The organism is Streptococcus hyointestinalis, assembly GCF_041225505.1.
GTDB classification, from domain to species: Bacteria; Bacillota; Bacilli; order Lactobacillales; family Streptococcaceae; genus Streptococcus; species Streptococcus hyointestinalis_B.
On sequence record NZ_JBCLSK010000027.1, the window covers coordinates 1 to 26,294 of the forward strand.

Here is a 26,294-nt window from a genome sequence, read left to right on the forward strand (position 1 = left end):
TAGACATATGAAAACTCCCCTTATAGTTTCTAGTGAATTTTTGTTTTTTCACTGTCTACTATATGGGGAGTATATCATTCTGTCTTTTGCTTTTATAATAAACTTCTCAACAATGAATACAAAACGGCGATGGTGATGAGGATGATAATCAGCGTGTAAAAGAGTGGTTTTTTCTTTTTTTCATGCTCTGGGAGTTCTGCTCTTGCGCCATCAATGGTGTCGTTGATTTCTTTTTCTAGTAATTCGTTTTTAGACATAGTGTCCTCCTAACCTAGGACTTTTCGATAAGTGTCAGAGCTTTCGAAAATCGTCTCTGCTCGCTGCTGTCTTGCTACTTGAACATAGTCATCTAGTCCACGAACCGTCTCAATCAAACGTTGCGTCTCCTCTGGTGCAAAGATATGCGCAGGAAGCGTCAAGTCACGGTCGTGGCTGGTATTGGTATAAGCAAATATGATTTGATTGTACTCAAAAGCTTGGCGAACGCTGTCTAAGATACTACTGCCATGGTTGATATCAAAGTACAGGTCACATTTTTCAAACAGCTCATGCGCTTTTTGCGCCGGAAGGTTGGGGTAGAGAACCACATTGTCATAGCGAGAAAAGCTTGTTAAGCGCTGTGACATCTCGGTTAGAGCACTGATATGGAAGGTAAAGTCTGACAAGCCCACAACCAAATCCTCCAAATGCTCAATCTGGTCAGAGTTGGTCAAAATCAAGATATCTTTCTTACCTGTCGGTTGTTTCTTCTCTGGATAGGTATAGCCTAGATAGTGAACACGCTCGTGCTGTGCGCTCGGCAACAGCGATAATAACTTGTCATAGGCGTCCTTTCTCTGGACGATGATACGCTTGACACGGTCCTCTGGATGATTGAAAATCGACTGCATGTTCCCAGGGATAGTGTCACCTATCTCCTCCTGCCAAAAGAGCACGTCATTTCCATTCCCTCCGATATAGTGGGAAAAAAAGAATGGTGTCGACAAAGAGTTAAACCAAATAGCAGATGTATCAAAGGGGATCAAATCAAAGTAAAAATCGAGCAACTCTACACGATTTTTAAAGAAATGCACCTTGTCTTTCCAATTGAGGATAATGGTTTCTGTCTTGAAGTTTTCGACAAGGATTTCTTGATCCTCTTGGTTGAAATAGGTCTTGACGGTTGCCTCTTGGTTACCAGTAAACTGCGTTCTAGCAAAGCGCCAGCCGTATTGATTGTAATGGTCGGTAAAGCAAACTTTGCCATCTACACCTAGCCAATCAACATTTTGAATGTAGCGCAGATGTTTTGGTTCAGCATAGAAAATAGTCGCTTTTTTCTCGCTATAATTAAAGACCTCTCCTTGGCTGTTATTGCCTGCGATTTGCCAAAAATCAGGCACAGGTAATTCATTGAAATAGAGTGGACGACTGTTATCTGCTTTCTCAAAACCGCAGAAATAAGCATAAGGCGAGGTCATACCCTCCGGTAAAAAGCCATTTTCATTGATGACAACAGTCTGTCCGCTAAAGCCTGCTTGATTGAGCGAATAATCTAGGTCTAGGCTATCTTGACTTAGCCAGTCATAGAGTTTAATCATGGGACACCTCCTTGATGAAGTTTTGCCATTTGGCTGTGATTTGGTCTTGTAAAAAGCCCTCTGCTATCTGGTAGCTGTGCTCATGGAGCTGCGCAAGGTCAGCATCTTTAAAGAGCTGGATGATTTTTTTGGCAAAGGCTTTTGCCATGACAGCAGCGTCATCAGGCTCTTCTCGAGGAATGAGATAGCCATTTTTGCCATCATCAACAAAGGTTTGATTGCCATAACGGACATCTAAGCCGATAATCGGCAAACCTGAGCCAACAGCCTCCATAAGCGTCAAGCCAAAGCCCTCGCTGGTTGAGGCAGCAACGTAAGCTTCGTAGTTTTGATAAATGTCTGTCAAATCATGGTGCCCCATAAGACGGATGTAATCTTGCGCTTTGTTTTTGCTAATCAAGTCTCGTAAAAGGGCTTCTTGCCCACCTGAACCGTAGATATCAAATGTCACTTCTGGCAACTCTTGGTGTGCTAAGACCACCGCCTGCACTAGCCAATCAATGTGCTTTTCACTGGCCAGACGAGAGGCAGTTACGAGCGAGTAAGGTTTGCGCTTCGCATTTTCTTGCCCTTGTAGGCCATCTAAGCTACCGACTGGGATGGTATAGATCTTGGGATGACGATTGGTGTACTGGCTAAACTGCTGTTCAAGTATATTCTTCTGAACATCAGTCGAGGCAATGAAAGCATCAACTTTATCGCTATTTGTAAACTGGTACTCGTAGTAGTTGTTCCAAAGGATAGTTTTATCCGTAGTGCTATTTTCACTAAAATGCTCGGCATGAATGACAACTGCTAAGCGAGCCTTACCGTGGTGCTGAAAAACACTCTGCCCAATACCTGTGGCACGGTCAAGAATGACGATGTCGTTTTCTGTCAGATTTAAGCACTCTAGCATGTAAGCGACAAGCTCATCCTTAGAGTAGAGAATGCGGTCTTTAAAGATAAAGACACTGTTATCACCATCTCGATTTTCCGTGTAAGCGACCGTACCATCTTCGTTAAAGAAGGTACGCTGGTAAACCTCAGCACGCTGGTTTTTAGGAGCGTAGTATTCGCTAAAGAGCCTTGTGTATGTAAAGTAGTCCTTACGTACTAAGACGCCCTTTGACACATACTCGACACGCTGGATGATGTCACTGGTCTCATCATTTGCATAAGCTGTGATAAACATGTCATTGTCATCGTAAAAATAACGCACAGCCTTGCCTGTACGCTCCACACGAGACAAAGGCATGTCGATGGTCTTTTCCAAATCCGCTAGCGTAAAGCTGGTTTTTGCGATTTTGACATCAGTAAAAAAGGAATAGAGCCAGATAATCTCATCGTCTCTAAAGCCGAGATTAGCTGTTAGGTGTTCGATATTTTCAGTGACGATCATGTCCGTAAAAATAAACTTGCTGTCTACACCAAGCTCTCTTAGGACACTAGCACGATAGGCTTGGGCGTACTCAACACCACTACTTGCCCAACCAATGCCTAAATTGATGTTATAAAGTGTCATAGGGTCTCTCCGTTCTTATACATAATAAATAGATAAGTGCCCGTCTTTATCCTTGTTAAGCGTACTCAGCATGACGTTGCGTACAACCTTGCGCTTGACATCCTCACCCATATACTGGTAAATGTCGTAGGACTCCATATTGTACTCCACGATATTGTTACGCTGTCCGATAGGACGAGTGTTGACGATACCTTTTAGCTGCTGCAGGTGGTCAACCTCCTCTACCCACGCTTCGTCAATAGCTTTTAATATTGACAGACAATAAAATTCATATATCTGCTTAACAGAAAAAAGAAAGGTTTCTTTTTTGTCTTTTTCACTCTGGTAGAGCTGCCTCAGGAGATTCTTTACAGTCTCCGGCTTTTGTGTGTCTACACTGCTAGGCATCTCTACAAAATGATAGGCATAATTATCTAAAATATAGCGACGCAGGTCATGACGATTTTTGGTTTTCATGTCCCTTGCGACACGCTCAATCTCTTCTTCAAAAATGGTATCGATGTATTTTCGTACAGGGATGTCATTAAACATGACTTTGTCTCGTAGTTTGTAGATGAGGTTTCTCTGAACATCTAGACTCTCACCGAGTTGTACGGTATTGGCACGAGCTGAAACCTCTTTGTCCTCACTGATAGCTTGGGCGTGATTGACAGCACGCTTGAAGCGTCCTTTGGTCAATTCTTGTCCGTAGTGCTTGGTCTGGCTGCGCTTTTCAAAATAAGTCTTTGCCCAACTGGGACCATTTGTAAGGAGAAGCTCATCCTCAAGGGAGACAAAAAACTGTGACCTGCCGGGGGCACCTTGCCTGCCAGCTCGTCCCATGACTTGCAGGTCTTGTCTACGATTTTGCAGGCGCTCTGTACCGATAACCGCAAGCCCACCGAGATCATCGACATTGTCACCGAGCTTAATATCTGTTCCCCGTGCAGCCATTGGTGTTGCGACAGTGACATTGCCGACCTGTCCAGCTTCTTTAACAATTTGGACCTCCTTAGCCGCATTTTTAGCGGTCAAGAGATTGTGAGCAATGCCTTCTTGAAGGAGCATGCGTGAGTAAATCTCAGCCACTTCAACCGTCCCTGAGATGAGTAAAATCGGCTGTCCCGTGGCATGAATGGACTTGACCTCATCGATAGTGGCATAGAGCTTTTCAGGTAGGGTCGTATAAACCTTATCTGGATAGTCAATCCGCTGTACAGGACGATTGGTGGGAATGACCACCACCTCTAGCTGATAGGTATCAATCAGCTCATCCTCAGCTGTTTTTCCCGTTCCAGTCATGCCAGAGATTTTAGGAAACATGTTAAAGAGAGACTGGTAGGTCACAGAAGCTGTCGCACGGGTTTCCTTGGTGTTTTTGACACCCTCTTTTGTCTCGATGGCTTGGTGAATACCAGATTGCATTCTTGTTCCTTCAAGAACCCGCCCTGTTCTATTATCTAATAATTTGACCTCGTCATCAACCACCACATAGTCATAATCTTTTTTATAGAGCTTGTGCGCTCTAAGTGCCAGCATGATTTGCCGGTAAAGCTCACGAGAAGCCTCACTATAGAGGTCATCAATCTCAAAAAAGGTCTGGGCGTAGTCGGCACCTTTATCGGTCAGATAGACGACTTTGTCATCTTTTTTGTACTTGTACTCTTCATCTTCTTTTAGCGTCTGTACAAACAAATCCGCCACTTGATAAAAATTGGACGGGACACGGGGTGATCCTGAGATGATAAGAGGCATCTGCGCCATATCGAGAAGCACCGCATCTACCTCATCAACGATAACATAGTTAAAAGGACGCAAAAACTTGCTGTTTTGGTCACCAACGAGATTGTCCGTCAGGTAATCAAAACCAAGCGCTGTGCTGGTTGAGTAGACGATGTCAGAATCGTAGACCGCTTTTTTTACCTCGGTACTCGGGTCTTCATCCTCATCAAAGACGCCCACACCGACACTTAACCCCAAAAACTCATAAACAGGTTTCATTTCCTCAGCGTCACGCTTAGCCAGATAGTCATTGACCGTTACAAGAATAGCGCCTTTTCCCGTTAGGGCATTGAGATAGAGGGGCATGGTAGCAGTCAGCGTTTTTCCCTCACCCGTGCGCATCTCAGCGATTTTGCCTTGATGAAGGACGATACCTCCGAGCACTTGAACATCAAAGGGAAACATGCCTAAAATCCTGCGGTTTGCCTCTCGGATAGTCGCAAAAGCCTCCGGTAAAATAGCGTCCAGCGTCTCACCGGCTGCCAAACGCTGTTTAAAGCGAGTGGTCTCGGCTTTCAAGTCTGCATCCGACAACTCCTTGTAGTGAGAGGCTAAGGCGTTGATTTTAGCTAAAATGCGTCGCAGTTTATAGAGACGATAGCGGTTCAATAAAGAACTTTTTTCTGTAGCTGCCATACTTATCCTTTCTTTTCTTCATTTGTCTCAAGGAGCGGCTTCACAAGCTGTAAAAAACTAGGGCGCTCAAGAGGAGCATAAGAAGCTGGTACTTTCTCCTCTATCACAATCGGGCAAATTATATCCTCCTCAAACAAGATAAATCGCTCAAAAACAACCAGCTCACAGCCCCCACCATACAAAGTAATGGTATAAGTGAAGGTGTCCTTGGGACAAGTAAAGGTATCATTATCACTTCTTTGGACGTGCTGTCCAATCACCTCACCTTGGCGATTGCTAAAGGCAAGTTTGAGATAAAAGCGATTAGCAGGAACAGACCATGCCACAACCTCTAGCCTGTAATGTTTCTCAGGTGTGAGAAGAGGTAGCTCTGGGCTTCTGCGATTGCCTTGATAGTTGTAGCGAGACGACCACTTGAAAATCGGGCGACTCGGTGGCATAAGCGGATTTTTAAAGTGAACACTGTCCTCCTCCATGTGAATCTCAGAGCCATAGGTGTAAACATTATCTGTATGGATATCATCTAAAGTAATGATAGCTATTTGCTTATAGGTCATGACAAGCTCCTTCCGAATTTTTCGCTGAGGAGACGATGGTATTGACTAATAAACCACTGATTGACAGAGCGACTATTGTCATTGTGCCGTCCTGTGTAGCCTTTTCCATAGATATGAACAGTTTTATCAGACATGTAGCTTAAAAGCTTTTCAAAGGCATGACCATCGTAGTCATCCTGCTTCATATAAGCTATAGCAAAGGTGGTGTTGGGATAGTTTGACTGGGAAAATTTTTGCCAAAAGCGCTCATTGAGTTGCTCTGCAGAAGCGTAGCTATTGTCTCCTATGATGTTAGCTAGCATATCTGAACTAGTTTCAAACTCGTCTGGACGTCTTGTTTTTAGGCGTTTGACCACATCTCCGATATTTGTAAAAGGTTTTCCGACAATAACTGCTGACGGCTGTAAGTCTAAAGCGTAGTAGACAGCCCCATAAGCTCCCATAGAAAGCCCTGATAAGATAAGATCCGACGTTTTAAAATCTAGGTAATCAAGAGCACCTCGAACAGCTGAAACTAGCTGCTCTTCTAATTCTTTAGTTCCCATGTAAAAGCAACCACCCTCAAGTCTCGGATCAGCTACTAGTAAAAACGGAGCTCCTAGACGCTTCATCATGAAAAAGCCCTCAAACCCTTCAGCACCACGAAAACCTGAGAAATACACATTGAGCGGTGGCTTCATATCACCTGGATTAAAATAATAAAAGAGTTCTTGACGTTTACTATCTGCGATACGTTTACCACCAAGTACAAAACGCCCAAGTCCCATTCTAGAATAACGCCAGTGCAGCGCCCCAATAGATAGCTTTCCCGCTCCCTTAACATAGACCGTAACACTATAAGCTCCAACGCCTTCCATCGGAGATATAATATAAGGAGTTCTAAACTGTTTTTCTGAAATGATAAAACGTCTTTTGATATCTCCTATAGAGCCAGCTTGAAGCCCTTCTATAAGCCAGTATATATCAACACCCTCACTCTTTATATACTCTTGCCAAATTTCAACACCCATGGCAAAGCTTGGAAAACCATAACGAAAAGAAAAGAGTGGTGTGAATTCCTCACCAAATTCCCCCTCAAAGATCGCTTCTTTATTACCAAAGTAAGTGACCTTATCTTGAACATCTGGGACAACATCTATCTCACCTATTTTTAGCTTAGCACCATACTGCCCACGAAAAAGGTTCATGGCGAGATAGTCAAAAAGCTGCTGGTAATTGCCGTCAACACGCAACTCACGAATGAACTTGCGACGAAAGAAACCGCTTTTTTGTGTTTTTTCTAAAATGGTCTTTTCATCACGAAAAACAGCATAGGCTTCCACCGTATCCATCAAGGGGGCAAGCAAGTCCTCTGCTACAGGGCTAGTCAGCATAACACCAGAAAAGCTCACAGGAATCTTCTCAAGAGCAATCTCACTGTCTTCCTCGATGTTCCCTTTTTTAAGCATGGCTGCTAACTTTTCTTGCCGTTCTTTGGTCAATAGTTCTTCTATCTCATCAGGCTTACAAAAGAGCCAGTCAAGCGCTTCAGGCAGTTCAATGCCTGCTAATTCTGACCAATTGCTTTCTCCAATCTGGAGAATTTTTAAGTCTTTACTCATACTCCCTCTTCTTCTCTAAGGCTTCCTTCCAGCGGGCTAACAATTGACCACTTGTGTAGTCACCCATCTTCTCAACCGCATAGACTAAACTGTCATTCCAATGACGCAGACCATCAAAGTAATAATGCACCGCTTTTTCTAGCTCTTCTTCTGTCCTTGCTATCCAGCCATTTTTTTGGTGCGTAACATACTCTGTCTGCACGTGGTTAATCTGCGGAATCCCCGCACTGATACTCGCTATCTGAGTATAAAGATCAGGCTTTTCGCCAAGGTCAATGACCAGACGCACATGGTCAAGCAGACCGATAATCTGTGTCTCACTGGTTATCAACTCAATACTCACTCTATCATTGTCCTCTTCTTCTGACACATCAATCTGATTTTCCCCGCTGTCTTTGACACTTGAGAAAAAGCGAGAAGAGTCAAACGCTTCCTCAATCAATTGATTGAGGTCTTTTTTGAGTGCATCAGCGTCTAGTGATCTATCATAACTAGCGATGATGAGCTTGATAGCGTCATTTCTCTCCATCAGCGCTAATAGACGCTTGAGAACACGCTGACGTTTCTCAAGGTTAATGGTGGCCATAAAGAAATAAATCTCAAGCTCTTTTTGAGATTGACTATGCCCAAGTCGTAAGCGTGTGTCAAAAGGCGTTGACACAAGCACACTAGGACGCTTGACTTCTGGTATAGTGCTCTTTTTGAGGATATTGATCAGAGCGTCGTGTGTTTCTTTCTTTTCCGTGACAATCAAATCCGCTGCTTCGCAGACAGCCGTTAATTGCGCTGTATCAGAGAGACTGCACCTGTCTCCAAAAAAGGAGAAGACCTTGCTATAAGATGAAAAAACGCTGGTCAAAAAGGCATTGTGACGTGGGTCACTTGCGATGATGAGTTTATCCTCTTCTGTCATTTGATGGCTTGAAAAAAGCTGCAAACGCTCTCTCAATAACTCCTCCCAGGACTGATAAAGTGTCTTTGAAAATAACTTGTCTGCTTCTGGATTGATAGCGATAAAGCCATCTTGGTGGAGGTATTCACGCACCTGCCAGATACCATTTTCATTGAGATAGTCTTGATAGATGGCTTCGCCCTTTTCATAGGCGATATAGCTAGAGAGAAAGCCTCTGTCGTCAAAGACATAAGACTCTGTTATCACACCATCTTTTTCCTTATCAATCGTAAGAACATTGCCATTTTCAGCAAAATAAACGCGGGCAACAGTCTTACCTTCCTTACGCACCAAGACGATGAAAGGCGAGTAAAGAAAGGACACGCCCTCTTCCCAATTCAAGCGCTTAAAATCTATCTTTTTTGTGTGCGTGCGTGAGATATTTTGAATATCGTCAAAAAAGGACCAGTAAGCTGTCGCTTGCAAATCCTGCTTATGTAGAAAATAGCGCAGTTGTGGACGATAACTCATCACCAAGAGTGCACACTTTTCCTGTGCTTGCTGAAACATCTTGAGCTGATTGATGGTGTCGTCAAACTCCATCTTGTCATAAACACGTGACCAAGTCGGTGTATCATCGTACCACTGACGACTAGGATTGTACCACGAGGGAATAAAATAAAACATAAAAACTCCTTACAACAACTGCTTGTATTTCTTCCATAAGCGCATATTGGACACCTGCTCAATCAAGCCCAGCATGAAACTAGCGATGATATAAACATTTGTCACGACAAGAGCTAGACTGACTTGACCTGCAGCAAGGACATTAGCCAGCATAGGTCCGCCACCCATCACACAAACAACAATAGCACCGATTTGTCCAAAAAAGCTGATACGCTTTTGCAGGTACTTGCGTGTCGCAATCCCAGGGCGAACGCCATCGATGTAATCTCCGTTGTTACGCATATTATCAGCGATATCGCCAGCGTCATAGTTATAATAGGTAAAGCCAACCGCTAAAATATAGAGAATAATGACATAACATACCACCCCTGTCAAGGTCTGTATAGATGTGCCTGTCGCAAGCGTCTTAAAAATGGATATTTTTGGAAAGAGTCCAGCCAGACCTTGGAAAAGCAAAGGCGGTAGTGTCATCAAGGTCATCCCGTACATAAAGGGCATAGCACCCGCTGGATTGAGGCGGATAGGGATGTAAGCATCGGCTAGCCGACTTCTAAGCGGCGCATTGACACGCTTAATCGCTATTCGATACTCTGCTCGATAAGTGATAATGGCAATCATGATAAGCACATACAAAACCAGAACAAAAATCGCTTCTTGAATCGCTATGCTCGCCCATGTCCACTTGGTCTGTGTGACATAAGTCACGATATTTGAGATGAGCCCTATCGTCATATTGGTGAGGATAATGACAATAGCACCACCAATGCCTTTAAGAGTATTCATATTGGCTAGCCACATCAAAATCATAGAACCCGCAACCATCAGAATTATCGTCGCTAGACGTGCCATTGTCTCAGTATAAAAGCCTGTTTGCGACAACATACTGTACTGGGCAGACACCGTCATCCCAAACGCCTGTATCAAACTAACCAGCAGGGTCAATAACATCATAAAACGATTGCGCCCGTCTTGGGTCATATTTTTGATAAAGGACACCTCAAAAACGGTTAAAGTTCTCAGCAAAATCTGCGCTGTCATCCAAGGTCCAAGTCCCAGCGAAAACAGAGTGAGACTGCTCAGCTGTGCGCCAGAAAGAGCAGATAGATTTTGCATCAGCGCTTGAACATTTTTATCCTGAAAAAGGGTACTATCAAGCTTGACAGTAGGTACCGGAATGCGCTGTCCCAACATATACACAAAAATAATGAGCAAAGTCCAGAGCATCTTCTGGACAAATAAGGAATGCGCAAACTTCCTTCTCAAAAATGATAACATGACTTATTTCCTAACTTCATCTTAATGGCTAGTCAACAAGGACTAACGTTTATTTATCAACTGCAACTTTTGCAGACATTTTTTGTAATGATAGATATCACCCACCTCTAAGTACAAGTCGCAGTGCAACTGCAGGCGATAGCGATACGCTCGCAACTCATCAGTCACATCCATCCCCAGGCTCGCCAGAACGCCAAGGCGCTCTTCAATGCTTTTGATAGGATAGACATAAACACCCTCAACAGTCTTTGTTACACTGCTTTCTCTCTTGCGGTGATAATACAGAGCACGATTTTGATAAGCAATCTTATCAGCTGCTAGATAGAGTTTCCAAGTGGTATAGTCATCTTCGACTTTCTCATTTTCTGGATAGACGACATTATCAAAGAGACGAACTTTATAGAGCTTGGACCAAGGAACAGTAAAGCACTGACTGAGTGAAAAATGCCCATCGTACTGGTACTTGAACCACTCCTCATGTGTATAGACCGCTTCATAAAAATCATCCTCACGAAGATGAAAGGCGTAGGCACTTCTCTCCTCGATAAACTCTGTAAAATTAGCCACCGCTATATCAGCATTATATTTTTGTAAAGCTTCGTAGAGTAATTCAATATGAGTATGCTCCAGCCAATCGTCATTGTCGACAAAGAGGATATAGTCACCCGTCACCAGTGATAGCGCTGTGTTGCGAGTGGCACCGACACCATTACCACCCAACTTTTTATGATAGACACGCACTCGGTGGTCTCTTGTTGCATATTCCTCACAAATAGCAGCCGACCTGTCAGTTGAGCCGTCATTGACAAGGATAATCTCAAGATTGGTGTAGGTTTGGTTGATAATACTGTCTATACATTCTCTAAGGTAAGCCTCAGCATTAAAAACTGGAACAATCACACTGACTTTTTCCATTTAGTCTCTTCCTTTCTCAAGAAGGTTCAGCTTGACCTTGATGTCCTTAGCCAGTGCGATTTGCCCTGCGTTAAGTGCGTCCTCTAAGCATTTTTCCAAACGCTTGTAGTAAGATTTGATATGCTCTGAAATATCGTAGTTCATAGCAGCCATAAGTGCTATGCGCTCCTCGGCATTTGAAATCATAGTCGCAATATCCTTTTGCATGACAGTTTTAGATAGGCTATCCTCATGCTGAGAGTAAAAGTAAATAGCAGAATTGACAAAGCTAATACGCTGACATCTCAAATAGAGCTTGTGGATAATAGCGTCATCCTCACGCACACGCCCCACAGGATACTCAATGTCCTCCCACAGCTCACGCTTATAGAGTTTAAAGGGCGTGAAAATAACCGTCAAGAAAAGATTGTGACGAGGATTGTTTTCTTGGTCTAGCCATTCTCGAGGGCTGTACACTTTTTCAAAATACGTTTCTTCCGTCGTGAAAAATAAGAAAGTCTGACGCTCTTCATTGAAAGAAGCAAAATTTCCCGAAGCTATATCAGCGTCATTTTCAGTCAGGCTCTTGTACAAGACGTCAAGATACAGTTTATCGACAAAGTCATCACTGTCAATAAAGGTGATGTAATCGCCTGTCGCAAGCTTCAATCCTAAGTTTCGAGTGGCAGAAACGCCTTCATTTTTCTTATGAACAACTCGGATACGGCTATCACTTTCTTTGACCTCCTCTAAAATCTTAGCACTACCATCTGTTGAGCCATCATTGATGAGGAGTAACTCAAAGTTCGTGTAGGTCTGCTCAAGAATGGAATCAATACAACGTCTTAGATAATTTTCAGCATTGTAGACGGGCACGATAATGGAGATTTTTTCTGATGTCATTGATTTCTTTTCCTTATCTTTGATGTGAGCAACAATCTGAGAGAGATAGTTGGTATCCTCATCAAAAGCGATGTCCTCATCATAGTTAAACTCAGCAGTGTGCTTGTGCGCTAACTTCACCTTATGCGTAGCTTTCATCTGGTACCACTCGTATTCAGAGTCGATATGCCCAAGGTCAATAGCTTGAATGCCGCTATCAGCCAGATGTTTGACCAGCACCTTAGCTGTCGGACCTAGCATAACCAGAACAAGTCTGTTAGCACTGTGTTCCATTACTTTATCATAAATCCAGTCTAGGTCTTGATAAGCATTTTTAGACGGTCCGATAATACGCTTAATGGACTTGCTATTGTCAAAAAGGTCATTGCCCACACCAGAGCGAGACGCTTCTCCCTCCACAATTAGCAAGTCCTTATCCTGCCAAAGACTGCGAAGCTTTTCAATGTTTGCTTGGGCTTGGCTCTTATCCACCCAATCGATGTAAGGGCGTGATAAAAAGGTTGAGCCGTACCAGCTAGAGTGGCAATGCTCCTTATAAAAGTCTGCAAATTGCTCAAAGTGATTTTCCCAAAAGTGCTGGGCATTGCTGTTGTAGCGCTCCAAATGCTCAAAGACATCTGGCAGACAGACCATGAGTTTGGGACTGCTCGGCGTCTCCAGTATCTCTAGCAGTTCAAGCGCCAAGTCCTTATCATAACTTTGATAAGGAATGCTGCGCCCCATGATAAGGTCTATCTCACCATCACCAAAACGCACAACAGAAGCCTGATGTTGTTTGATATAGTCAATAGACCATGCAATAGCGCACACATTAATTTGTGGTAAATGCATTTTTTTCCTAATCTCCTGTCTTATCATAAACTGCACAAATCGCTTCTACCAAAAGACGACGTGTGAAATAACCATTTCTCAGCAAGGGGTTAAAAGCTCTGACGTTTGCCACTAACTCCTGATAAGTCTCCTCTGGTAGTTGCTTGACAAGCTCGGCTGCTTCTTCTAGACTATCAACGACCAAGCCTAGTTTGTTCTCTTCTATGATGTCTTGATTGGCAACGCCACGCTCGACAATAACAGGGATACCTGCTGCTAGAAAAGTACCTAGTTTATAAGGACAGTAGAGCTTCATATAGTCCTTATCATGCTCTGCCATCCAGACCAAGCCAAAACCACCACGAGACAAATCCATCATGAGCTCATCATTTGGTCGCCAAGCCTCTTTGACCACCTGCTCTGGCAGGTCTTCATTTGTACCATAGACATGTAATGGCACATCAAAACGCCACTCCCGCACAAAAGGAAAGCGCTCTGGATTGCCTGAAAAATGAATCTTGCGCTCAAAATGCGCTGGATACATAGGTAGTTCTGTCGGATTGTCCCACATCCGCTGAAGGACGACTTTCTGCGTGATCAAGCCGTGCTCTCTCAGCTTATCGACCATAGCTTGGCTGGGTGCAATCAGGACATCTGCTTGATTGTACATGGCAATCACACGCTCCATGAGGTAAAAGTTTGAGGCAAACATCAAAGGCACCACATCATGGATAAAAATCACCAGCTTCACCCCAAAAAGGCAAATACGAGATAGCAACTTTTCATCAAAAGCTGTGCTGTTCCAAGTCGGCAGCTGCACAATGACCACATCGCCCCTGTGAAGCCCCGCCAAGATACCATCTAGGCGTTTATTGAGCTCAATCTCGCTATCTGCCTGCATATTGTAAGCATAGATACCTAGCTCACGGTACCCTAGACTACTTGCAACATCCATGACCATGTTTTGCCCAATCTGGGCAGCACCAGCCATGCCGTTGATATTGGTAATGTAAACTCTCATTGTTTTTCCACTTCTTATTTTCTGTATTTTTGTATCAACTTGCGCTTGAGCTTCATATCTTTATAACCTGTAATATCACCTTGCTCCAGCATAGCTTTTTCATTGACAGAACTTCGCCACTTAAAGGCTTCAATCTCACGAGAAACATCAAAGCCAAGAAGCGTCAAGAGAGACAAGCGCTCCTCCACTGCTTCTGCTGAAAAGATATGCGCTTGATTGCCGACTTGCGTCATCGAGCTACTATTGATACGGTAGACATAGGAAGCAGCATTGATGTAGACAATGCGCTCTGACAAAAGATAGAGCTTCCAAGTCGTATAGTCATCATCTGCGTGTTTATTGGGATAGATCACATCCTCAAAAAGCTCACGCTTATAGAGCTTGCCCCAAGGAACAACAAAGCAAGAACTCAAAAAATGCGGCTGTCCATACTGAAAAGCAAACCACTCCTCAGGTGTATAAACCTTTTCATAATAATCCTCAGCGCTCAAGTGAATATTGTAACTGCCTTTTTCGTCATTGTATTGGGAAAAATTAGTGATAGCAATGTCGCTGTCTGTCTCGATCAAGAACTGATACAAATCCTCGATATGATTGGAATCCATCCAGTCGTCACTATCAATAAAGCAGATGTAAGCACCAGTTGCTAAACTCAACCCGACATTACGCGTAAGCCCCACACCTGTGTTTTCTTTGTGAAGAGTCTTGATACGCTGATCCTCTTGGGCGAGTTGTTCTATGATTTTTCCTGTCTGATCCGTTGAGCCATCATTGACAATAATGATTTCGAGATCCGCATAGGTCTGCCCCATAACACTGCGAACACACTGCTCAAGATACTTTTCGCAATTATAAGCCGGAATAATCACACTTATTTTTTCCATTATACTTTCTCCTAAAAATAGCATAGCCACTAACTATTATACCAAAATGTTACAAATACACCTAGAGATATACATATACTATAATAAAATATTTACACCATTGACAAATGAGACGCTTTTTGATATTCTAATTTTAATTAGACATCGGGGATGATTATGTATTACGTTTTAAAGCATGATAAGGACAATGTCTATCTGCGTGATTCAGACGGGCATTTGGTGAAGTTAGAGAGAGCATTATTTGATTTTAAGATAAAGGCTGGTGACCGCATTGAGCTCTATCAGGATGCTGATATGACAGTGGTTGTGCCTTTTGTTGAGGAGAAAGTGCTTGAAATCAATGGCGAAAAATCTGTTAAATCGAGTCTCTTACAAGGCATTTTAGACTTGTTTTTAGAGACACTTGCCATCCATAACAACCAACTAGGCAATCTCAAGCAGGTTTTCTCGCAGTTTCTCATCACCTTATTTATGGCATGGAGCTTACTTGGCGTCATTGTCATCGAAATTCTACTTTTCTTGGAGTCTGCTTTGGTCTTTTTATGGAAACTCCTTATCCGTGGCTTAAAAGCCCTTCATTTGGTGGATAACAGTAAGCGTCTCCTTGAAAAGCGTAGACAAGCTAAAGAAAAACAAGCACAAGCCGAGGAGCTTGAACTTCTCGAGCAAGAACAAGATAGCAGCAATCATACAGAAGAAACAAAAAGTGAATGAGATATCTCATTCACTTTTTGTTTTAAGACATGAAATAAGCTCGAACGACTCCGATTTCAGATTCATTGACCACAAGGAAAATGGTATCTCCTGCTTGTAAGACAGTATCTCCAGACACTACCTCTGCTTCTCCCGTGTGTAGTTGGGTCGTTATCAGGACGTTTTTAGGCAGTTCTAGGTCTTTGACACGCTTTCCTGCTACCTTTTCAGAGACTGTCAACTCTATCAAGGTCGGCTCTACGACAGATGTATCGTGCTTAAGCGCCATTCTCTCAAGCATGGCTTCATAGATAGGTTCACCTTTTAGCAAATCCATCACAAGATAGGCAACCAAGGTCACCGTGCCAAGTGCCATGAGCTGCCGCAAATCTCCTACCATTTCCGTCACCAAAATCATAGCTGTTAGCGGTGCTTTTGATACCGCCCCAAAGTAGCCAGTCATCCCAAGAATGACAAATAAAGGCAAGAAATGTCTGGTCATCAAATGCAACTCCACCATCCCTAAGCCAAACACCATCCCAGAGAGCGCCCCAAGAGCCAAGATAGGAAGGAAAATCCCACCTGGCACACCGCTGCCATAACTGAGCATGCTCCAAACAAAGCGAATAACGAGATACAAAAGCGCCGTCCAGAGTCCTATAGAACTACTAGGCAGAGATACAATCAAGCTATTACCCCCTCCTAACAGCTGTGGGAAGAAATAGCCAATGGGAAAGAGAAAAATCATGGCTAAGACGACATAAAAAGGGGCTGAAAGGCGACATATCTTTCCTAAAAAAGCGTAGAATTTGCCCATATTAAGCACAACCTTTTCATAGACATAGCCTAAAACGCCCAAAAAAAGTCCCAAAAGCAGATAAATCCAATACTGGTACAGCCCTAAAAAGGACACGTTTTCAGGCATGGCAAGGACAGGCTTGAGCCCAAAGATATTGAGCGAAATGAAATTAGCAACAAGGCTAGCAACCAGCGCTGTTATCCAAACCATGCGAGAAAAATGATGATATACTTCCTCGATAACAAAAAGAAGACCTGCTATCGGTGCGTTAAAAGCGGCTGACAGTCCAGCTGCTGCACCGCTGGCTATTAGGACACGCTGCTCAGTTCGTCCTGTCTTCATCAGCTCGGACAGACCTTTACCAGCCATTGCTCCCAGTTGGATACTAGGTCCCTCACGTCCTAACATGAGCCCGGATGAAATCGCCAAAACACCACCGATAAACTTACGCCAAATAACAGACCACCAGTTGGGATGTAAAAGCCCCTTCAACTCACCCTCGACATGAGGAATACCAGATCCTTTGATGTCTGGGTCAGACTTTATCAAAACCGCTACGATGACCGCCACGATAAGGCTGGTGACAATAAGCATAAGGAGCAGGCGAGGATTGTCGTGCGATTGCTGGTAGAGAGTGCGCACCCGTGTGAAAATATCCTCGATCAGCAGGCGAAACACGCCTACCAAGACCCCAACAACCAGCACAACCAGCACACCTCGATAGACAGGCTTTAGAATTGACTCTGATGATAACTGATAATCTTGCTTATGACGCTCCATGATACTCCATTCTAATAAGTCTATTGGATTTTTACTCACGCCTATTGTATCAAAATTTTAGCTAGATTTCGATAGCTTTCAAAAAATCGTAAGGCTTACCCTTACGATTTTGATTAGTTTTCATATTGATAAACAACTTCACCATCTGCTACAGTGTACTTGACCACACCTTTTAAAGTTTCCCCGATAAATGGCGAATTAGCTGCTTTTGAAGCGAATTGATTGGTCACGACACGGTCTTCTGTGTCAGCAAAGATAACTAAATCCGCTGGACCATTTTCTGCCAGATAACCTGCGTCAAGATTATAGAGCTGGGCTGGGTTGACTGTCATTTTTGCCAGATAATCTGACAAGCTCAAGTGCCCTGCTGCTACCAAATAAGTCAAACCAAGCGAGAGCGAGGTTTCAAGACCTGTCATACCAGACGGCGCTTTGGTGATGTCGTCCACTGCCTTTTCATCAGCGTGATGAGGGGCGTGGTCGGTCGCAATGACAGAGATGACACCAGACTTGAGCCCTTCGATGACTGCCAAACGGTCGCTCTCAAGGCGCAAAGGCGGATTCATCTTGGCATTGGCTCCAGCAGTGAGGAGCAGGCTCTCTGTTTTTGAGAAATGCTGCGGCGACACCTCTGCCGTGACCTTAGCTCCGAGTCCTTGGACAAACTCGACCAGCTTGACAGACTCTGCCTTGGACAAGTGCTGAACATGCAGGCGTGCTTCTTCGGCGTAAGCAATCATGACATCACGCGCCACCATGCTATACTCTGCCACACCAGTTGCACCGCAAACGTGGAAGTGCTTCTCAGCGATGTCCTCGTTGAGACCCAAGATGCCGTTCAGCTCTGGGTCTTCCTCATGAAGAGAAATCAGTGCGTCGTGTTTTTTCGCCAGCTTCAAAGCGTCACGCAGAGTCTTGGTTGACGTCAAAGGAATACCGTCATCAGAAAAACCAACCGCACCAGCCTCTAAAAGTGCTGGGAAATCCGTCAAATGCTCGCCGTCAAAATTCTCCGTAATGGTCGCAACACTGTAAATGTGAATAGCTTCCTTGCTGGCAGATGTCAAAACCTCCTCCAAAGTCTCAACGGTTGAAATGGTAGGTGTAGTATTTGCCATCATGACGACAGACGTCACACCACCCGCTGCCGCTGCTAAAGCTCCTGTGTGGATGTCCTCCTTGTGCGTTTGACCAGGCTCACGGAAGTGAACGTGGATGTCCACCAAACCTGGTGCCACGACAAGTCCTGTAGCGTCAATGACTTTGTCAGCTACTTCTGTGATATTTTCAGCGATTTTGACAATGCGCTTGCCGTCCACAAGGACGTCACAGACTTGGTCAAACTTGGTTTTAGGGTCGATGACACGACCATTTTTGATGAGTAGCATGGTATCTCCTTACTAAATTCTTACTATTTATCGTGCCCAATCAATAGGTGTCAAGCCGTTTTCTGCGAGAAAAGCATTGGTGCGTGAAAAGGGCTGGCTACCAAAGAAACCTCGGTGCGCAGACAAGGGACTGGGGTGAGCAGACTCGATGACGAGGTGCTGAGGATTAGTGATAAGTGCTTTTTTCTTTCTAGCGTATGCTCCCCAGAGGATAAAGACGACAGGTGTCGTTTTAGCATTGACCACCTTGATAATGGCGTCTGTGAAAGGCTCCCAGATAAGTCCTGCATGTCCATTTGCCCGACCAGCAGGCACAGTTAAGCAGGCATTGAGCAACAAGACACCCTGCTGCGCCCAAGCCGTCAAATCGTGGTTAGACTTTTCAAGCCCTAGGTCACTGGAGAGTTCTTTCAAGATATTTTGTAGAGACGGTGGTGCTGGGATACTGTCTGGCACGGAAAAAGACAGCCCTTGTGCTTGTCCTTCGCCGTGATAAGGATCTTGCCCCAAAATCACTACCTTAACTTCCTCTAAAGGCGTGGTCTGAATGGCGTTAAAGACTTTCTCCTGTGGTGGGTAAACGGTGTCTGTGCTGTATACTTCGTTCAAAAAAGCGTTGATTTTGGCAAAGTAATGCTCTGGCAACTCCTGCTTAATCAAGGCATGCCAAGTCGAATGTTGCATTGTTTCTCCTCTAGTTAAAAAGGTTTTCGTGGGATGATAAAGGCATTGTTCGCCTTTTGAAAGTTGATTTTTGGGTAATAGTCCATAGCAGACGGTGCAGCCAGTAAGACCAGTGACACATCTTCTCCTATTTGTACTTTGAGGTGCTCGACTAACTGACGTCCGATACCTTGGTGCTGATAGGTCTCATCCACCGCTAAGTCCGACAGATAGCAGGCATAAGAAAAATCACTAAGGGCTCGTGCCACACCGACCAGCTTATCACCGTCCCAAGCAGTCCACAAGCATGAGCTATTCTCTAACATTTGATCGAGGCGAGCGAGGTCATCCACTGGACGATGAATGCCAGACTTGCTCAAAACTTCGGCAAAGGCTGTAGCTGTTATCTTTTCAGTGTTTGTGTATGTAATCATTTAACTTTTTCCTATAATCTCTAGCTTGGCTTTAGCCAAGGTGTGATTTTTCACAGCTTTTAGCAAGTCGTTCATGTAAAAGCCGTCAGAAAGCGCTAGCTCATCGTCAAGCGCATAAACCGTCAGCGTATAGATGTGGTTCTTGTCTGGTGGGTAAGGTCCAGTATAGTTTTCTGCGATGGCTGAAAAATCTTCTTTCAAAAAAGCACTGACCAGACTGTTTTTACCGTGTGTATGTATCTTGTCTTGCCGTGAAAAGTCCTCCTCAATCACCATGTGCGAACCTACAACTGGGACATTTGCCGCCACCCAGTGAATGTAGGCAAAGCCACACACAGGAATCGAGTCGTAATCAACCAAGGTCCAAGCGAGGCTCTTGGTCTTATTAGGGATGTTTGTCACCTCAAAAGGAAAAGATAGCGCAGGCTTTCCCTGTATCGTGTCGCTTGCTTTTTTGCCGTATTTATCTGTAAGAATGTTGTTTTTGAATGAAACCGTAATATCCATGTTAAGACTCCTTTGGTTCTATTTTGATAGCGTCGATATAGTACGCTACCTGTTGGAAACCTTGGTGCTCATAAAGGGGACGGTTCTCTTCCTCAGCTATCAAGATAGCCTTGGCGACACCTTTTGTTAGGCTTGCCTTTTGCAAAAGAGAGCCCACACCTTGATGGCGCCAGCTTTCCGCTACCTCAAACCCATCCATCTCAACGATATCTCCACTGTACCAAGCTGCCATCACACCGATGATTTTCTGCCCTGTCAGCGCTAGAAAAAGAGACGCCTGCTCATTTTCGACAAAGGTATAATTGTAGCCTGCCATCTGCTGGCTATAAGTCTCGCTATAATCCAAATAATAGGGCGAGCTAACTGCCTTGTAGAGAGGATAGAGTGACGCATCCATCGCTTTGACCTCTACCTTTTGAGGGATTTTTTGACTTAGTTTTAGCCTGTCGACCTCTGCCCAAAAGATGAGATGTTCACTCACCTGAAAATGCTCCGCTCGCAGAAATTGTGCCAACTCTTCTGGCAAAGCTTGATTTTCAGGAAAATGAAAATGTACATAACGACTCGAATAATCCGCCTGCTCTCTCCTAAGAAAAGCCATGTCCTCTTGAAATTGCTTTAAGCTTGGTACACTTTTGTAGAGCAGATAATTTTCAGAAAAGCGCTCAGACAGGTCTGTGTTTTTAAAGTAAACAAAACTCTCAGTCTCATGAGAAAGCCTGCTGCGCCTTGACAGCACTTTCTGATAATACATCTCATCCTCCTTGGTGCTAGACAGTGACTAATCTTGCCACGTCTCTTGATTTTCTTTGAATTTCTTGAGCAATGTCAAACCATCTACGTCAATATAGCCTTGCACTTTAGCGACCTTGATGAGTTCACTATAGTTGGACAGAGTGACTAATTTCACGCCAGCGTCTTCAAAATTTGCTGTCGCTTTTGGCAATTCATAGGTGAAAATAGCTGCCACACCAAGGACATCTGCTCCTTCACGCTTAGCCGCTGCAACCGCTTCAAGTACAGACCCACCTGTAGAAATCAAATCCTCGATGACCACCATTTTCTGCCCCTTGACCACACGTCCTTCGATTTGATTGCCAGCGCCGTGGTCTTTTGGTTTGCTACGGATATAGGCAAATGGCAGGTTCATCTTGTCAGCGATGATAGCGCCATGTGGAATCCCTGCTGTCGCTGTTCCTGCGATAACCTCAACATCTGGAAACTCTTTTTTGATGGTTTCAACAAAACCATCCTCAATCAAAGTACGTGTCTCTGGATAGGAGAGCGTGATACGATTGTCCGTATAAATCGGCGACTTAATCCCACTCGCCCAAGTAAAAGGCTCATTTGGTTTGAGGTAAACTGCCTTGATATCCAATAAATCGCGTGCAATATTTTGTGCTAATGTCATGTCTTTCTCCTTTTGTGTCTAAATGCGGGCTGTCTCAATATGCCCATCGTAACGTTTTGCTTTATAACCGCCTAGAACTGCAGGCTCTATGCGTGAACCATCATCTCCCTTGTAACTATCGCCAAATAAAGCGGGGATAAAATGCTCTTGTTTGCCATCATCATAGCGATAGTGAAAACCATCACCGAAAATATCCTTGGTAACAACCTTGCCCATCTCGTCTATCCTTGATTCCATTCAGCATAAATCGCCTTGTAAGCAGCGACTGGGTCGCTAGCTTGTGTGATAGGACGTCCTACCACGATGTAGTTACTGCCGATAGCTCTTGCTTGAGCTGGTGTCATGATACGCTTTTGATCGCCTATCTGAGAGCCACTTGGACGGATACCAGGAGTCAAGCAGATAAAGTCAGCTGTGGTTGCAGACTTGATAGCTTTTACCTCATGAGCAGAACAAACCACACCGTCAAGACCAGCTTCTAAAGTCTTTTGTGCATAGTGAATGACAGACTCTGCAAGGCTTGTTTGGATGTTTTGGTCACTGTGCATTTGCTCTTCACTGGTTGAAGTGAGCTGAGTCACAGCGATCAGTTTGCCCTCTTGACCAAACCCTTCTCGTGCTGCACTCATCATCTCAACACCACCTGCAGCATGGACATTGGTCATGTCAACACCAAGTTTTGCTAGCACCTTCATAGCAGACTTGACAGTATTTGGAATGTCATGTAATTTCAAGTCCAAAAAGACGCTGTGCCCCAAGTCCTTGACATACTTGACAATCTCACTGCCACAGGCATAGTAGAGCTCCATCCCAATCTTGACATAGAGTTTTTCGTCTTCTGGAAACTGCGCCAAGAAAGTCTTGACAGCGTCAAAAGACGGAAAATCAAGGGCGATAATCGGACGTTTTTCAATCATGTTTCTCCTCCACACACAAAAACCTTGCCCCAAAGAGGCAAGGTGACACAAAAACGGGTAGACCATACCCCTGTTATTTCTCGCAGACACCTTCCTAGCCTCTCTGGACTATCTTTAAAGGTTATTCAATATTTCCTGTATTATACCGTTTTTACGGCTACTTGTCAATGACTAGTGAGACTTTGACGCACTTGCGCTCGCAAGGTCTCAAGGTCTTCAATGCCATACTTGTCCATGACTTTTGGCAGGTCACTAATGATATTTGGACAAGCGTAAGGGTCTGTAAAGTTTGCCGTTCCAACACCAATAGCAGAAGCTCCAGCAATCATCATCTCAAGCGCTGCTTCGGCGCTGTCCACACCACCCATACCGATAATAGGTAGCTTCGTTGACATAGCGACTTGGCGAATGAGCTTGAGCGCTACCGGGAAAATAGCTGGTCCAGACATACCACCAGTACCGTTTGCGATAATCGGGCGTCTCGTTTTCAGGTCAAAGCGCATGCCAACAAGAGTGTTAATCATAGTCAGCCCTGTCGCTCCAGCGTCTTCGACAGTCTTAGCTACTGTTGTGATGTCAGCGACACTTGGTGTTAGCTTGACATAGACAGGGACACTTGAGTGCTCGACACTTGCCTTAACCACTTCATAAGCCAGCTCTGGCACTTGCCCAATCAAAAGCCCTTGATTGCCGTGGTCAACATTGGGACAGGAAATGTTGAGCTCGATGGCTTTGACGTTATTTGCCTTGGAGATTTTTTCAGAAACGTAGGCATACTCTTCCACGGAAAAACCAGCGACGTTGGCGATGATAGGCAGTTCTGGAAAATGCCGCTCTAGCCAAGGCAGCTTTTCTGCTAGCACCACATCCACACCTGGGTTTTGAAGCCCAATGGCATTGAGCATACCTGATGGCGTTTCAGCGACGCGTGGTGTGGGATTGCCAAAGCGAGCCTCACGTGTGGTTGCCTTTATCATGATAGAGCCTAACTGATTAAAGTCATAATATTTGGCGTACTCTTGCCCAAAACCAAAGCAGCCAGAGGCAGGGATGACAGGATTTTTCAAAGCCAATCCTGGTAGATTGACCGCTAAACGATTATCAGACATAACAACTCCTTACTCTAAGATAATGCTGCCCGTCTCAAAGACAGGACCGTCCTCACACACACGTTTATTGGCAGCGCTGGATTGGTCACGAAGGTGCTCCACACAAGCGTAGCAAGCCCCCATACCACACGCCATACGAGACTCCATGGAAATGTAAGCATGCGGGTGCTTTTCAAACTTGCGGTCAACATAAACCAGCATCCCAGGCGCCCCGCAAGCATAGACAGCATCAAAAGTCTGTGTCATCTCATCAATCACCGTAGATACATAGCCCTTGATACCGTAAGAGCCATCATCTGTCGTCACGATGACATCAGCATAGCGTGCCAACTCTTCCTCTAAAATCACTGCGTCTTTATTTGCAAATCCTAAGACAGCTGTCACACGAACACCACGCTCATGCAGCTGCTTGGCTAGCTCAACAAGTGGCGGTACACCAATCCCCCCACCAACGATTAGGGCAGTATCATCCGCTTTTAGAAAATCAATACTAAAGCCATTTCCCTGCGGTCCCATGCAATCTAGGCTATCACCAGAAGACAACTGACTAAAAATCTCTGTCCCAGCTCCTTCAATGCGGTAAACAAGTGTCGCTTCCTTCTTTTCCTTATCCACTTGAGAGATAGAAATCGGTCTACGCAGAAGTTTACTAGCGTCTGGCACACGAATGTGCAAAAACTGCCCGATTGTCATCTGCTCAACCAAATCACCTCTTAGCACCATCTCATAAATACGTGGGGCTATCTCACTTTGTGAGACGATTGTCATATTTTCTTTTAGTAGCATTGCTTGCCTCCTTAGCAAAAAACCTCACCTAAAGAGGCGAGGTACATGAAAACAGCATGAAAGAAGCCTTTTATTCGTGCGCCTTCTTAGCCTCTCTGGACTATGTTAAAGGTTTTTATTGTTCTTTATTATAGCGTGCTTGTGGCTTGCTGTCAAGCCTTCTAGTAGTCAAAGGTAAGGTCTGTGTCGTCATCTGCAGTAGTCAAGGTTTTAGCGACAATAGACGCCACCTCTACCTTGTCATCAAAACCGTTTAGCGAGCGGTAAATAGCAATCAATGAGGTGTAAACATCTGACAATACCGCAAAGCCAACATGACCTTTATCCTTGATGATAGCTTGAAAGATCTCCTTACTTTGGCAAATCTCAAAGATATTTTCAATACCAGCTAACCACGTTTCAACAACCTCCAAGGTCTTATCCATGAGCTTAAAAGAAGACTCGTCATACCAAAAGATGGACTGAATCAAGCGTGTCTGCTTATCCATGGCGTCAATTGCCTGCAAGATGTCTTTTGTGCCCTCCTTGACCTGAACTGTCGAGTAGCCCGTGCCCTGCAATGAACTTGACTTGTCTAGCCATCTCAGCTCGTCACGAAAAAGCGTCACGAAGTGGATGCTGACTAATAATTTCTGAATCTTCAACTGATGTTTGTCTTGCTGTTCATTGGACATAGAACTTTTACCTGCTACTTCTATCGATACTGTGTAATGTTTCAAATATAGCATAATTAGCCTAAAAAAGCAACCAATCCTACAATATACTTGAAAATAAAGCGCATTTGAGCTAAACTAAAAGCATGCGAATTCAACAGTTACACTACATTATCAAAATCGTCGAAACTGGTAGTATGAACGAAGCTGCTAAACAGCTTTTCATTACACAGCCCAGTCTGTCAAACGCTGTGCGTGATTTGGAGCGTGAGATGGGCATTGATATTTTCAATCGCAATCCAAAAGGTATCACCCTCACCAAGGACGGCGTGGAGTTTTTGTCTTATGCGAGACAGGTCGTTGAGCAGACAGCTCTTCTTGAGGAGCGCTACAAGTCTAAGACAACGCACCGTGAGCTTTTTAGCGTCTCCTCCCAGCACTACGCCTTTGTGGTCAATGCTTTTGTCTCACTTTTAGGTGAGGCGGACATGACCCAGTACGAGCTCTTTTTGCGTGAGACCAGAACTTGGGAAATCATTGATGACGTGAAAAATTTCCGCTCTGAGATTGGTGTGCTTTTTCTTAACAGCTACAACCGTGACGTCTTGACCAAGATGTTTGATGACAATCATCTGACCTACACCAGTCTCTTCAAGGCGCACCCTCACATCTTTGTCAGCAAAGACAATCCTCTCGCCAAGAAAAAACTGATTCATTTAGAAGACTTGGAAGACTTTCCTTATCTGAGTTATGACCAAGGGATTCACAACTCCTTTTACTTTTCAGAGGAGATTATGTCCCAGATTCCGCATAAAAAATCTATCGTGGTCAGTGACCGTGCGACACTTTTTAACCTGCTTATCGGCTTAGACGGCTACACCATTGCCACAGGTATCCTAAACAGTAAACTCAACGGAGACAATATCGTCTCTATCCCGCTTGATGTCGAGGATATGATTGACATCGTCTATATCCGCCATGAAAAGGCTAATCTCTCTAAGATGGGAGAAAAATTTATTGACCACTTACTTGAAGAAGTCCCATTAAACGATAACTAAAAAGTGCAACTCCGTCTGATATACTCCCCATATAGTAGACAGTGAAAAAACAAAAATTCACTAGAAACTATAAGGGGAGTTTTCATATGTC

Annotated in this window: 25 protein-coding genes and 1 pseudogene; 2 read left to right on the forward strand and 24 right to left on the reverse strand. The window is 44.3% G+C overall.

Annotated features, from left to right (window positions below; translation table 11 throughout):
* Positions 1-92: 92 nt before the first annotated feature.
* The 12 genes and pseudogenes from AALA56_RS07030 to AALA56_RS07085 form a co-directional block, all read right to left on the reverse strand.
* Positions 93-257: a hypothetical protein gene (locus tag AALA56_RS07030; RefSeq protein ID WP_172605565.1), complete on the reverse strand. Its 165-nt coding sequence runs from the start codon at positions 255-257 to the stop codon at positions 93-95.
* Positions 258-266: 9 nt separating this feature from the next.
* Entirely contained in the window at positions 267-1,580 is a 1,314-nt protein-coding gene (gene gtfB / locus AALA56_RS07035; protein ID WP_369909384.1) for an accessory Sec system glycosylation chaperone GtfB, read from the reverse strand.
* Positions 1,573-3,084 carry an accessory Sec system glycosyltransferase GtfA gene (gene gtfA, locus AALA56_RS07040; RefSeq protein ID WP_369909385.1) on the reverse strand — a complete coding sequence of 504 codons (1,512 nt, stop codon included), beginning with the start codon at positions 3,082-3,084 and terminating at the stop codon, positions 1,573-1,575. The genes gtfB and gtfA overlap by 8 nt, the downstream gene beginning before the upstream one ends.
* A 15-nt stretch (positions 3,085-3,099) precedes the next feature.
* Complete coding sequence (secA2, locus tag AALA56_RS07045; RefSeq protein WP_369909386.1) at positions 3,100-5,481, reverse strand: accessory Sec system translocase SecA2; 2,382 nt, start codon at positions 5,479-5,481, stop codon at positions 3,100-3,102.
* 2 nt (positions 5,482-5,483) lie between these two features.
* Positions 5,484-6,038 (reverse strand): accessory Sec system protein Asp3, encoded by a 555-nt coding sequence (gene asp3 / locus AALA56_RS07050; RefSeq protein WP_369909387.1) that lies wholly within the window; start codon positions 6,036-6,038, stop codon positions 5,484-5,486.
* Positions 6,035-7,639 carry an accessory Sec system protein Asp2 gene (gene asp2 / locus AALA56_RS07055; RefSeq protein ID WP_369909388.1) on the reverse strand — a complete coding sequence of 535 codons (1,605 nt, stop codon included), beginning with the start codon at positions 7,637-7,639 and terminating at the stop codon, positions 6,035-6,037. The genes asp3 and asp2 overlap by 4 nt, the downstream gene beginning before the upstream one ends.
* The gene (asp1, locus tag AALA56_RS07060) at positions 7,632-9,218 is read right to left on the reverse strand and encodes an accessory Sec system protein Asp1 (protein ID WP_369909389.1); all 1,587 of its coding nucleotides are present in this window, start codon (positions 9,216-9,218) and stop codon (positions 7,632-7,634) included. The genes asp2 and asp1 overlap by 8 nt, the downstream gene beginning before the upstream one ends.
* A gap of 9 nt (positions 9,219-9,227) precedes the next feature.
* Positions 9,228-10,493, reverse strand: coding sequence for an accessory Sec system protein translocase subunit SecY2 (gene secY2, locus AALA56_RS07065; protein WP_369909390.1), 1,266 nt, complete (start codon positions 10,491-10,493; stop codon positions 9,228-9,230).
* A gap of 42 nt (positions 10,494-10,535) precedes the next feature.
* A complete protein-coding gene (locus AALA56_RS07070) occupies positions 10,536-11,408 on the reverse strand; it encodes a glycosyltransferase family 2 protein (protein ID WP_369909391.1) in 873 nt (290 codons plus the stop codon).
* Positions 11,409-13,109 (reverse strand): annotated as a pseudogene (locus AALA56_RS07075) (SP_1767 family glycosyltransferase); the annotation flags it as partial.
* 19 nt (positions 13,110-13,128) lie between these two features.
* Positions 13,129-14,121, reverse strand: a complete 993-nt coding sequence (locus tag AALA56_RS07080) for a sugar transferase (RefSeq protein WP_369909392.1) — start codon at positions 14,119-14,121, stop codon at positions 13,129-13,131.
* A 14-nt stretch (positions 14,122-14,135) separates the two neighbouring features.
* Positions 14,136-15,005, reverse strand: coding sequence for a glycosyltransferase family 2 protein (locus tag AALA56_RS07085; protein ID WP_369909393.1), 870 nt, complete (start codon positions 15,003-15,005; stop codon positions 14,136-14,138).
* A 156-nt stretch (positions 15,006-15,161) separates the two neighbouring features.
* On the opposite strand from AALA56_RS07085, the gene AALA56_RS07090 reads away from it, so the two are divergent.
* Positions 15,162-15,719 carry a hypothetical protein gene (locus tag AALA56_RS07090; RefSeq protein ID WP_369909394.1) on the forward strand — a complete coding sequence of 186 codons (558 nt, stop codon included), beginning with the start codon at positions 15,162-15,164 and terminating at the stop codon, positions 15,717-15,719.
* Between the two features lie 22 nt (positions 15,720-15,741).
* Here AALA56_RS07090 and AALA56_RS07095 read toward each other — a convergent pair whose 3' ends face one another.
* The 12 genes from AALA56_RS07095 to AALA56_RS07150 all read right to left on the reverse strand — a co-directional run bounded on the left by AALA56_RS07095 (position 15,742) and on the right by AALA56_RS07150 (position 25,166).
* The gene (locus AALA56_RS07095; RefSeq protein ID WP_369909406.1) at positions 15,742-17,277 is read right to left on the reverse strand and encodes a ClC family H(+)/Cl(-) exchange transporter; all 1,536 of its coding nucleotides are present in this window, start codon (positions 17,275-17,277) and stop codon (positions 15,742-15,744) included.
* Between the two features lie 113 nt (positions 17,278-17,390).
* Positions 17,391-18,665: a dihydroorotase gene (locus AALA56_RS07100; RefSeq protein ID WP_369909395.1), complete on the reverse strand. Its 1,275-nt coding sequence runs from the start codon at positions 18,663-18,665 to the stop codon at positions 17,391-17,393.
* A gap of 27 nt (positions 18,666-18,692) precedes the next feature.
* Positions 18,693-19,349 (reverse strand): uracil-DNA glycosylase, encoded by a 657-nt coding sequence (locus AALA56_RS07105; protein ID WP_369909396.1) that lies wholly within the window; start codon positions 19,347-19,349, stop codon positions 18,693-18,695.
* 14 nt (positions 19,350-19,363) lie between these two features.
* Positions 19,364-19,762, reverse strand: coding sequence for a GNAT family N-acetyltransferase (locus AALA56_RS07110; protein WP_369909397.1), 399 nt, complete (start codon positions 19,760-19,762; stop codon positions 19,364-19,366).
* The gene (locus AALA56_RS07115; RefSeq protein ID WP_369909398.1) at positions 19,763-20,269 is read right to left on the reverse strand and encodes a YbhB/YbcL family Raf kinase inhibitor-like protein; all 507 of its coding nucleotides are present in this window, start codon (positions 20,267-20,269) and stop codon (positions 19,763-19,765) included.
* 1 nt (position 20,270) lies between these two features.
* Positions 20,271-21,023 (reverse strand): GNAT family N-acetyltransferase, encoded by a 753-nt coding sequence (locus tag AALA56_RS07120; RefSeq protein ID WP_369909399.1) that lies wholly within the window; start codon positions 21,021-21,023, stop codon positions 20,271-20,273.
* Between the two features lie 27 nt (positions 21,024-21,050).
* On the reverse strand, positions 21,051-21,680 hold the full coding sequence (gene pyrE / locus AALA56_RS07125; RefSeq protein ID WP_369909400.1) for an orotate phosphoribosyltransferase: 630 nt from the start codon (positions 21,678-21,680) through the stop codon (positions 21,051-21,053).
* 18 nt (positions 21,681-21,698) lie between these two features.
* Entirely contained in the window at positions 21,699-21,917 is a 219-nt protein-coding gene (locus AALA56_RS07130) for a hypothetical protein (protein ID WP_369909401.1), read from the reverse strand.
* The gene (gene pyrF / locus AALA56_RS07135; protein WP_276770380.1) at positions 21,902-22,597 is read right to left on the reverse strand and encodes an orotidine-5'-phosphate decarboxylase; all 696 of its coding nucleotides are present in this window, start codon (positions 22,595-22,597) and stop codon (positions 21,902-21,904) included. Before pyrF ends, AALA56_RS07130 begins: the two co-directional genes overlap by 16 nt.
* A 164-nt stretch (positions 22,598-22,761) precedes the next feature.
* Positions 22,762-23,706, reverse strand: coding sequence for a dihydroorotate dehydrogenase (locus AALA56_RS07140; RefSeq protein ID WP_369909402.1), 945 nt, complete (start codon positions 23,704-23,706; stop codon positions 22,762-22,764).
* A 9-nt stretch (positions 23,707-23,715) separates the two neighbouring features.
* On the reverse strand, positions 23,716-24,492 hold the full coding sequence (locus tag AALA56_RS07145; RefSeq protein WP_369909403.1) for a dihydroorotate dehydrogenase electron transfer subunit: 777 nt from the start codon (positions 24,490-24,492) through the stop codon (positions 23,716-23,718).
* Positions 24,493-24,653: 161 nt separating this feature from the next.
* Complete coding sequence (locus AALA56_RS07150) at positions 24,654-25,166, reverse strand: hypothetical protein (RefSeq protein WP_276770388.1); 513 nt, start codon at positions 25,164-25,166, stop codon at positions 24,654-24,656.
* A gap of 125 nt (positions 25,167-25,291) precedes the next feature.
* Here AALA56_RS07150 and AALA56_RS07155 point away from each other — a divergent pair, with 125 nt between their 5' ends.
* Complete coding sequence (locus AALA56_RS07155) at positions 25,292-26,203, forward strand: LysR family transcriptional regulator (RefSeq protein ID WP_369909405.1); 912 nt, start codon at positions 25,292-25,294, stop codon at positions 26,201-26,203.
* Positions 26,204-26,294: the final 91 nt, after the last annotated feature.

Bases quoted from the DNA above. Each gene is read 5' to 3' on its own strand.
- AALA56_RS07130 (WP_369909401.1), bottom strand. From the start codon at position 21,917: ATGGAATCAAGGATAGACGAGATGGGCAAGGTTGTTACCAAGGATATT.
- AALA56_RS07095 (WP_369909406.1), bottom strand. From the start codon at position 17,277: ATGGAGCGTCATAAGCAAGATTATCAGTTATCATCAGAGTCAATTCTA.
- secA2 (WP_369909386.1), bottom strand. From the start codon at position 5,481: ATGGCAGCTACAGAAAAAAGTTCTTTATTGAACCGCTATCGTCTCTAT.
- AALA56_RS07085 (WP_369909393.1), bottom strand. From the start codon at position 15,005: ATGGAAAAAATAAGTGTGATTATTCCGGCTTATAATTGCGAAAAGTAT.
- AALA56_RS07145 (WP_369909403.1), bottom strand. From the start codon at position 24,492: ATGCTACTAAAAGAAAATATGACAATCGTCTCACAAAGTGAGATAGCC.
- AALA56_RS07115 (WP_369909398.1), bottom strand. From the start codon at position 20,269: ATGGATATTACGGTTTCATTCAAAAACAACATTCTTACAGATAAATAC.
- gtfA (WP_369909385.1), bottom strand. From the start codon at position 3,084: ATGACACTTTATAACATCAATTTAGGCATTGGTTGGGCAAGTAGTGGT.
- asp2 (WP_369909388.1), bottom strand. From the start codon at position 7,639: ATGAGTAAAGACTTAAAAATTCTCCAGATTGGAGAAAGCAATTGGTCA.
- pyrF (WP_276770380.1), bottom strand. From the start codon at position 22,597: ATGATTGAAAAACGTCCGATTATCGCCCTTGATTTTCCGTCTTTTGAC.
- asp3 (WP_369909387.1), bottom strand. From the start codon at position 6,038: ATGACCTATAAGCAAATAGCTATCATTACTTTAGATGATATCCATACA.
- gtfB (WP_369909384.1), bottom strand. From the start codon at position 1,580: ATGATTAAACTCTATGACTGGCTAAGTCAAGATAGCCTAGACCTAGAT.
- AALA56_RS07070 (WP_369909391.1), bottom strand. From the start codon at position 11,408: ATGGAAAAAGTCAGTGTGATTGTTCCAGTTTTTAATGCTGAGGCTTAC.
- AALA56_RS07100 (WP_369909395.1), bottom strand. From the start codon at position 18,665: ATGCTACTCATCAAAAATGGTCGTGTCATCGACCCTAAAACCAAGTTT.
- pyrE (WP_369909400.1), bottom strand. From the start codon at position 21,680: ATGACATTAGCACAAAATATTGCACGCGATTTATTGGATATCAAGGCA.
- secY2 (WP_369909390.1), bottom strand. From the start codon at position 10,493: ATGTTATCATTTTTGAGAAGGAAGTTTGCGCATTCCTTATTTGTCCAG.
- AALA56_RS07155 (WP_369909405.1), top strand. From the start codon at position 25,292: ATGCGAATTCAACAGTTACACTACATTATCAAAATCGTCGAAACTGGT.
- AALA56_RS07120 (WP_369909399.1), bottom strand. From the start codon at position 21,023: ATGTATTATCAGAAAGTGCTGTCAAGGCGCAGCAGGCTTTCTCATGAG.
- AALA56_RS07030 (WP_172605565.1), bottom strand. From the start codon at position 257: ATGTCTAAAAACGAATTACTAGAAAAAGAAATCAACGACACCATTGAT.
- AALA56_RS07150 (WP_276770388.1), bottom strand. From the start codon at position 25,166: ATGTCCAATGAACAGCAAGACAAACATCAGTTGAAGATTCAGAAATTA.
- AALA56_RS07090 (WP_369909394.1), top strand. From the start codon at position 15,162: ATGTATTACGTTTTAAAGCATGATAAGGACAATGTCTATCTGCGTGAT.
- AALA56_RS07140 (WP_369909402.1), bottom strand. From the start codon at position 23,706: ATGTCTGATAATCGTTTAGCGGTCAATCTACCAGGATTGGCTTTGAAA.
- AALA56_RS07080 (WP_369909392.1), bottom strand. From the start codon at position 14,121: ATGAGAGTTTACATTACCAATATCAACGGCATGGCTGGTGCTGCCCAG.
- AALA56_RS07105 (WP_369909396.1), bottom strand. From the start codon at position 19,349: ATGCAACATTCGACTTGGCATGCCTTGATTAAGCAGGAGTTGCCAGAG.
- AALA56_RS07110 (WP_369909397.1), bottom strand. From the start codon at position 19,762: ATGATTACATACACAAACACTGAAAAGATAACAGCTACAGCCTTTGCC.
- asp1 (WP_369909389.1), bottom strand. From the start codon at position 9,218: ATGTTTTATTTTATTCCCTCGTGGTACAATCCTAGTCGTCAGTGGTAC.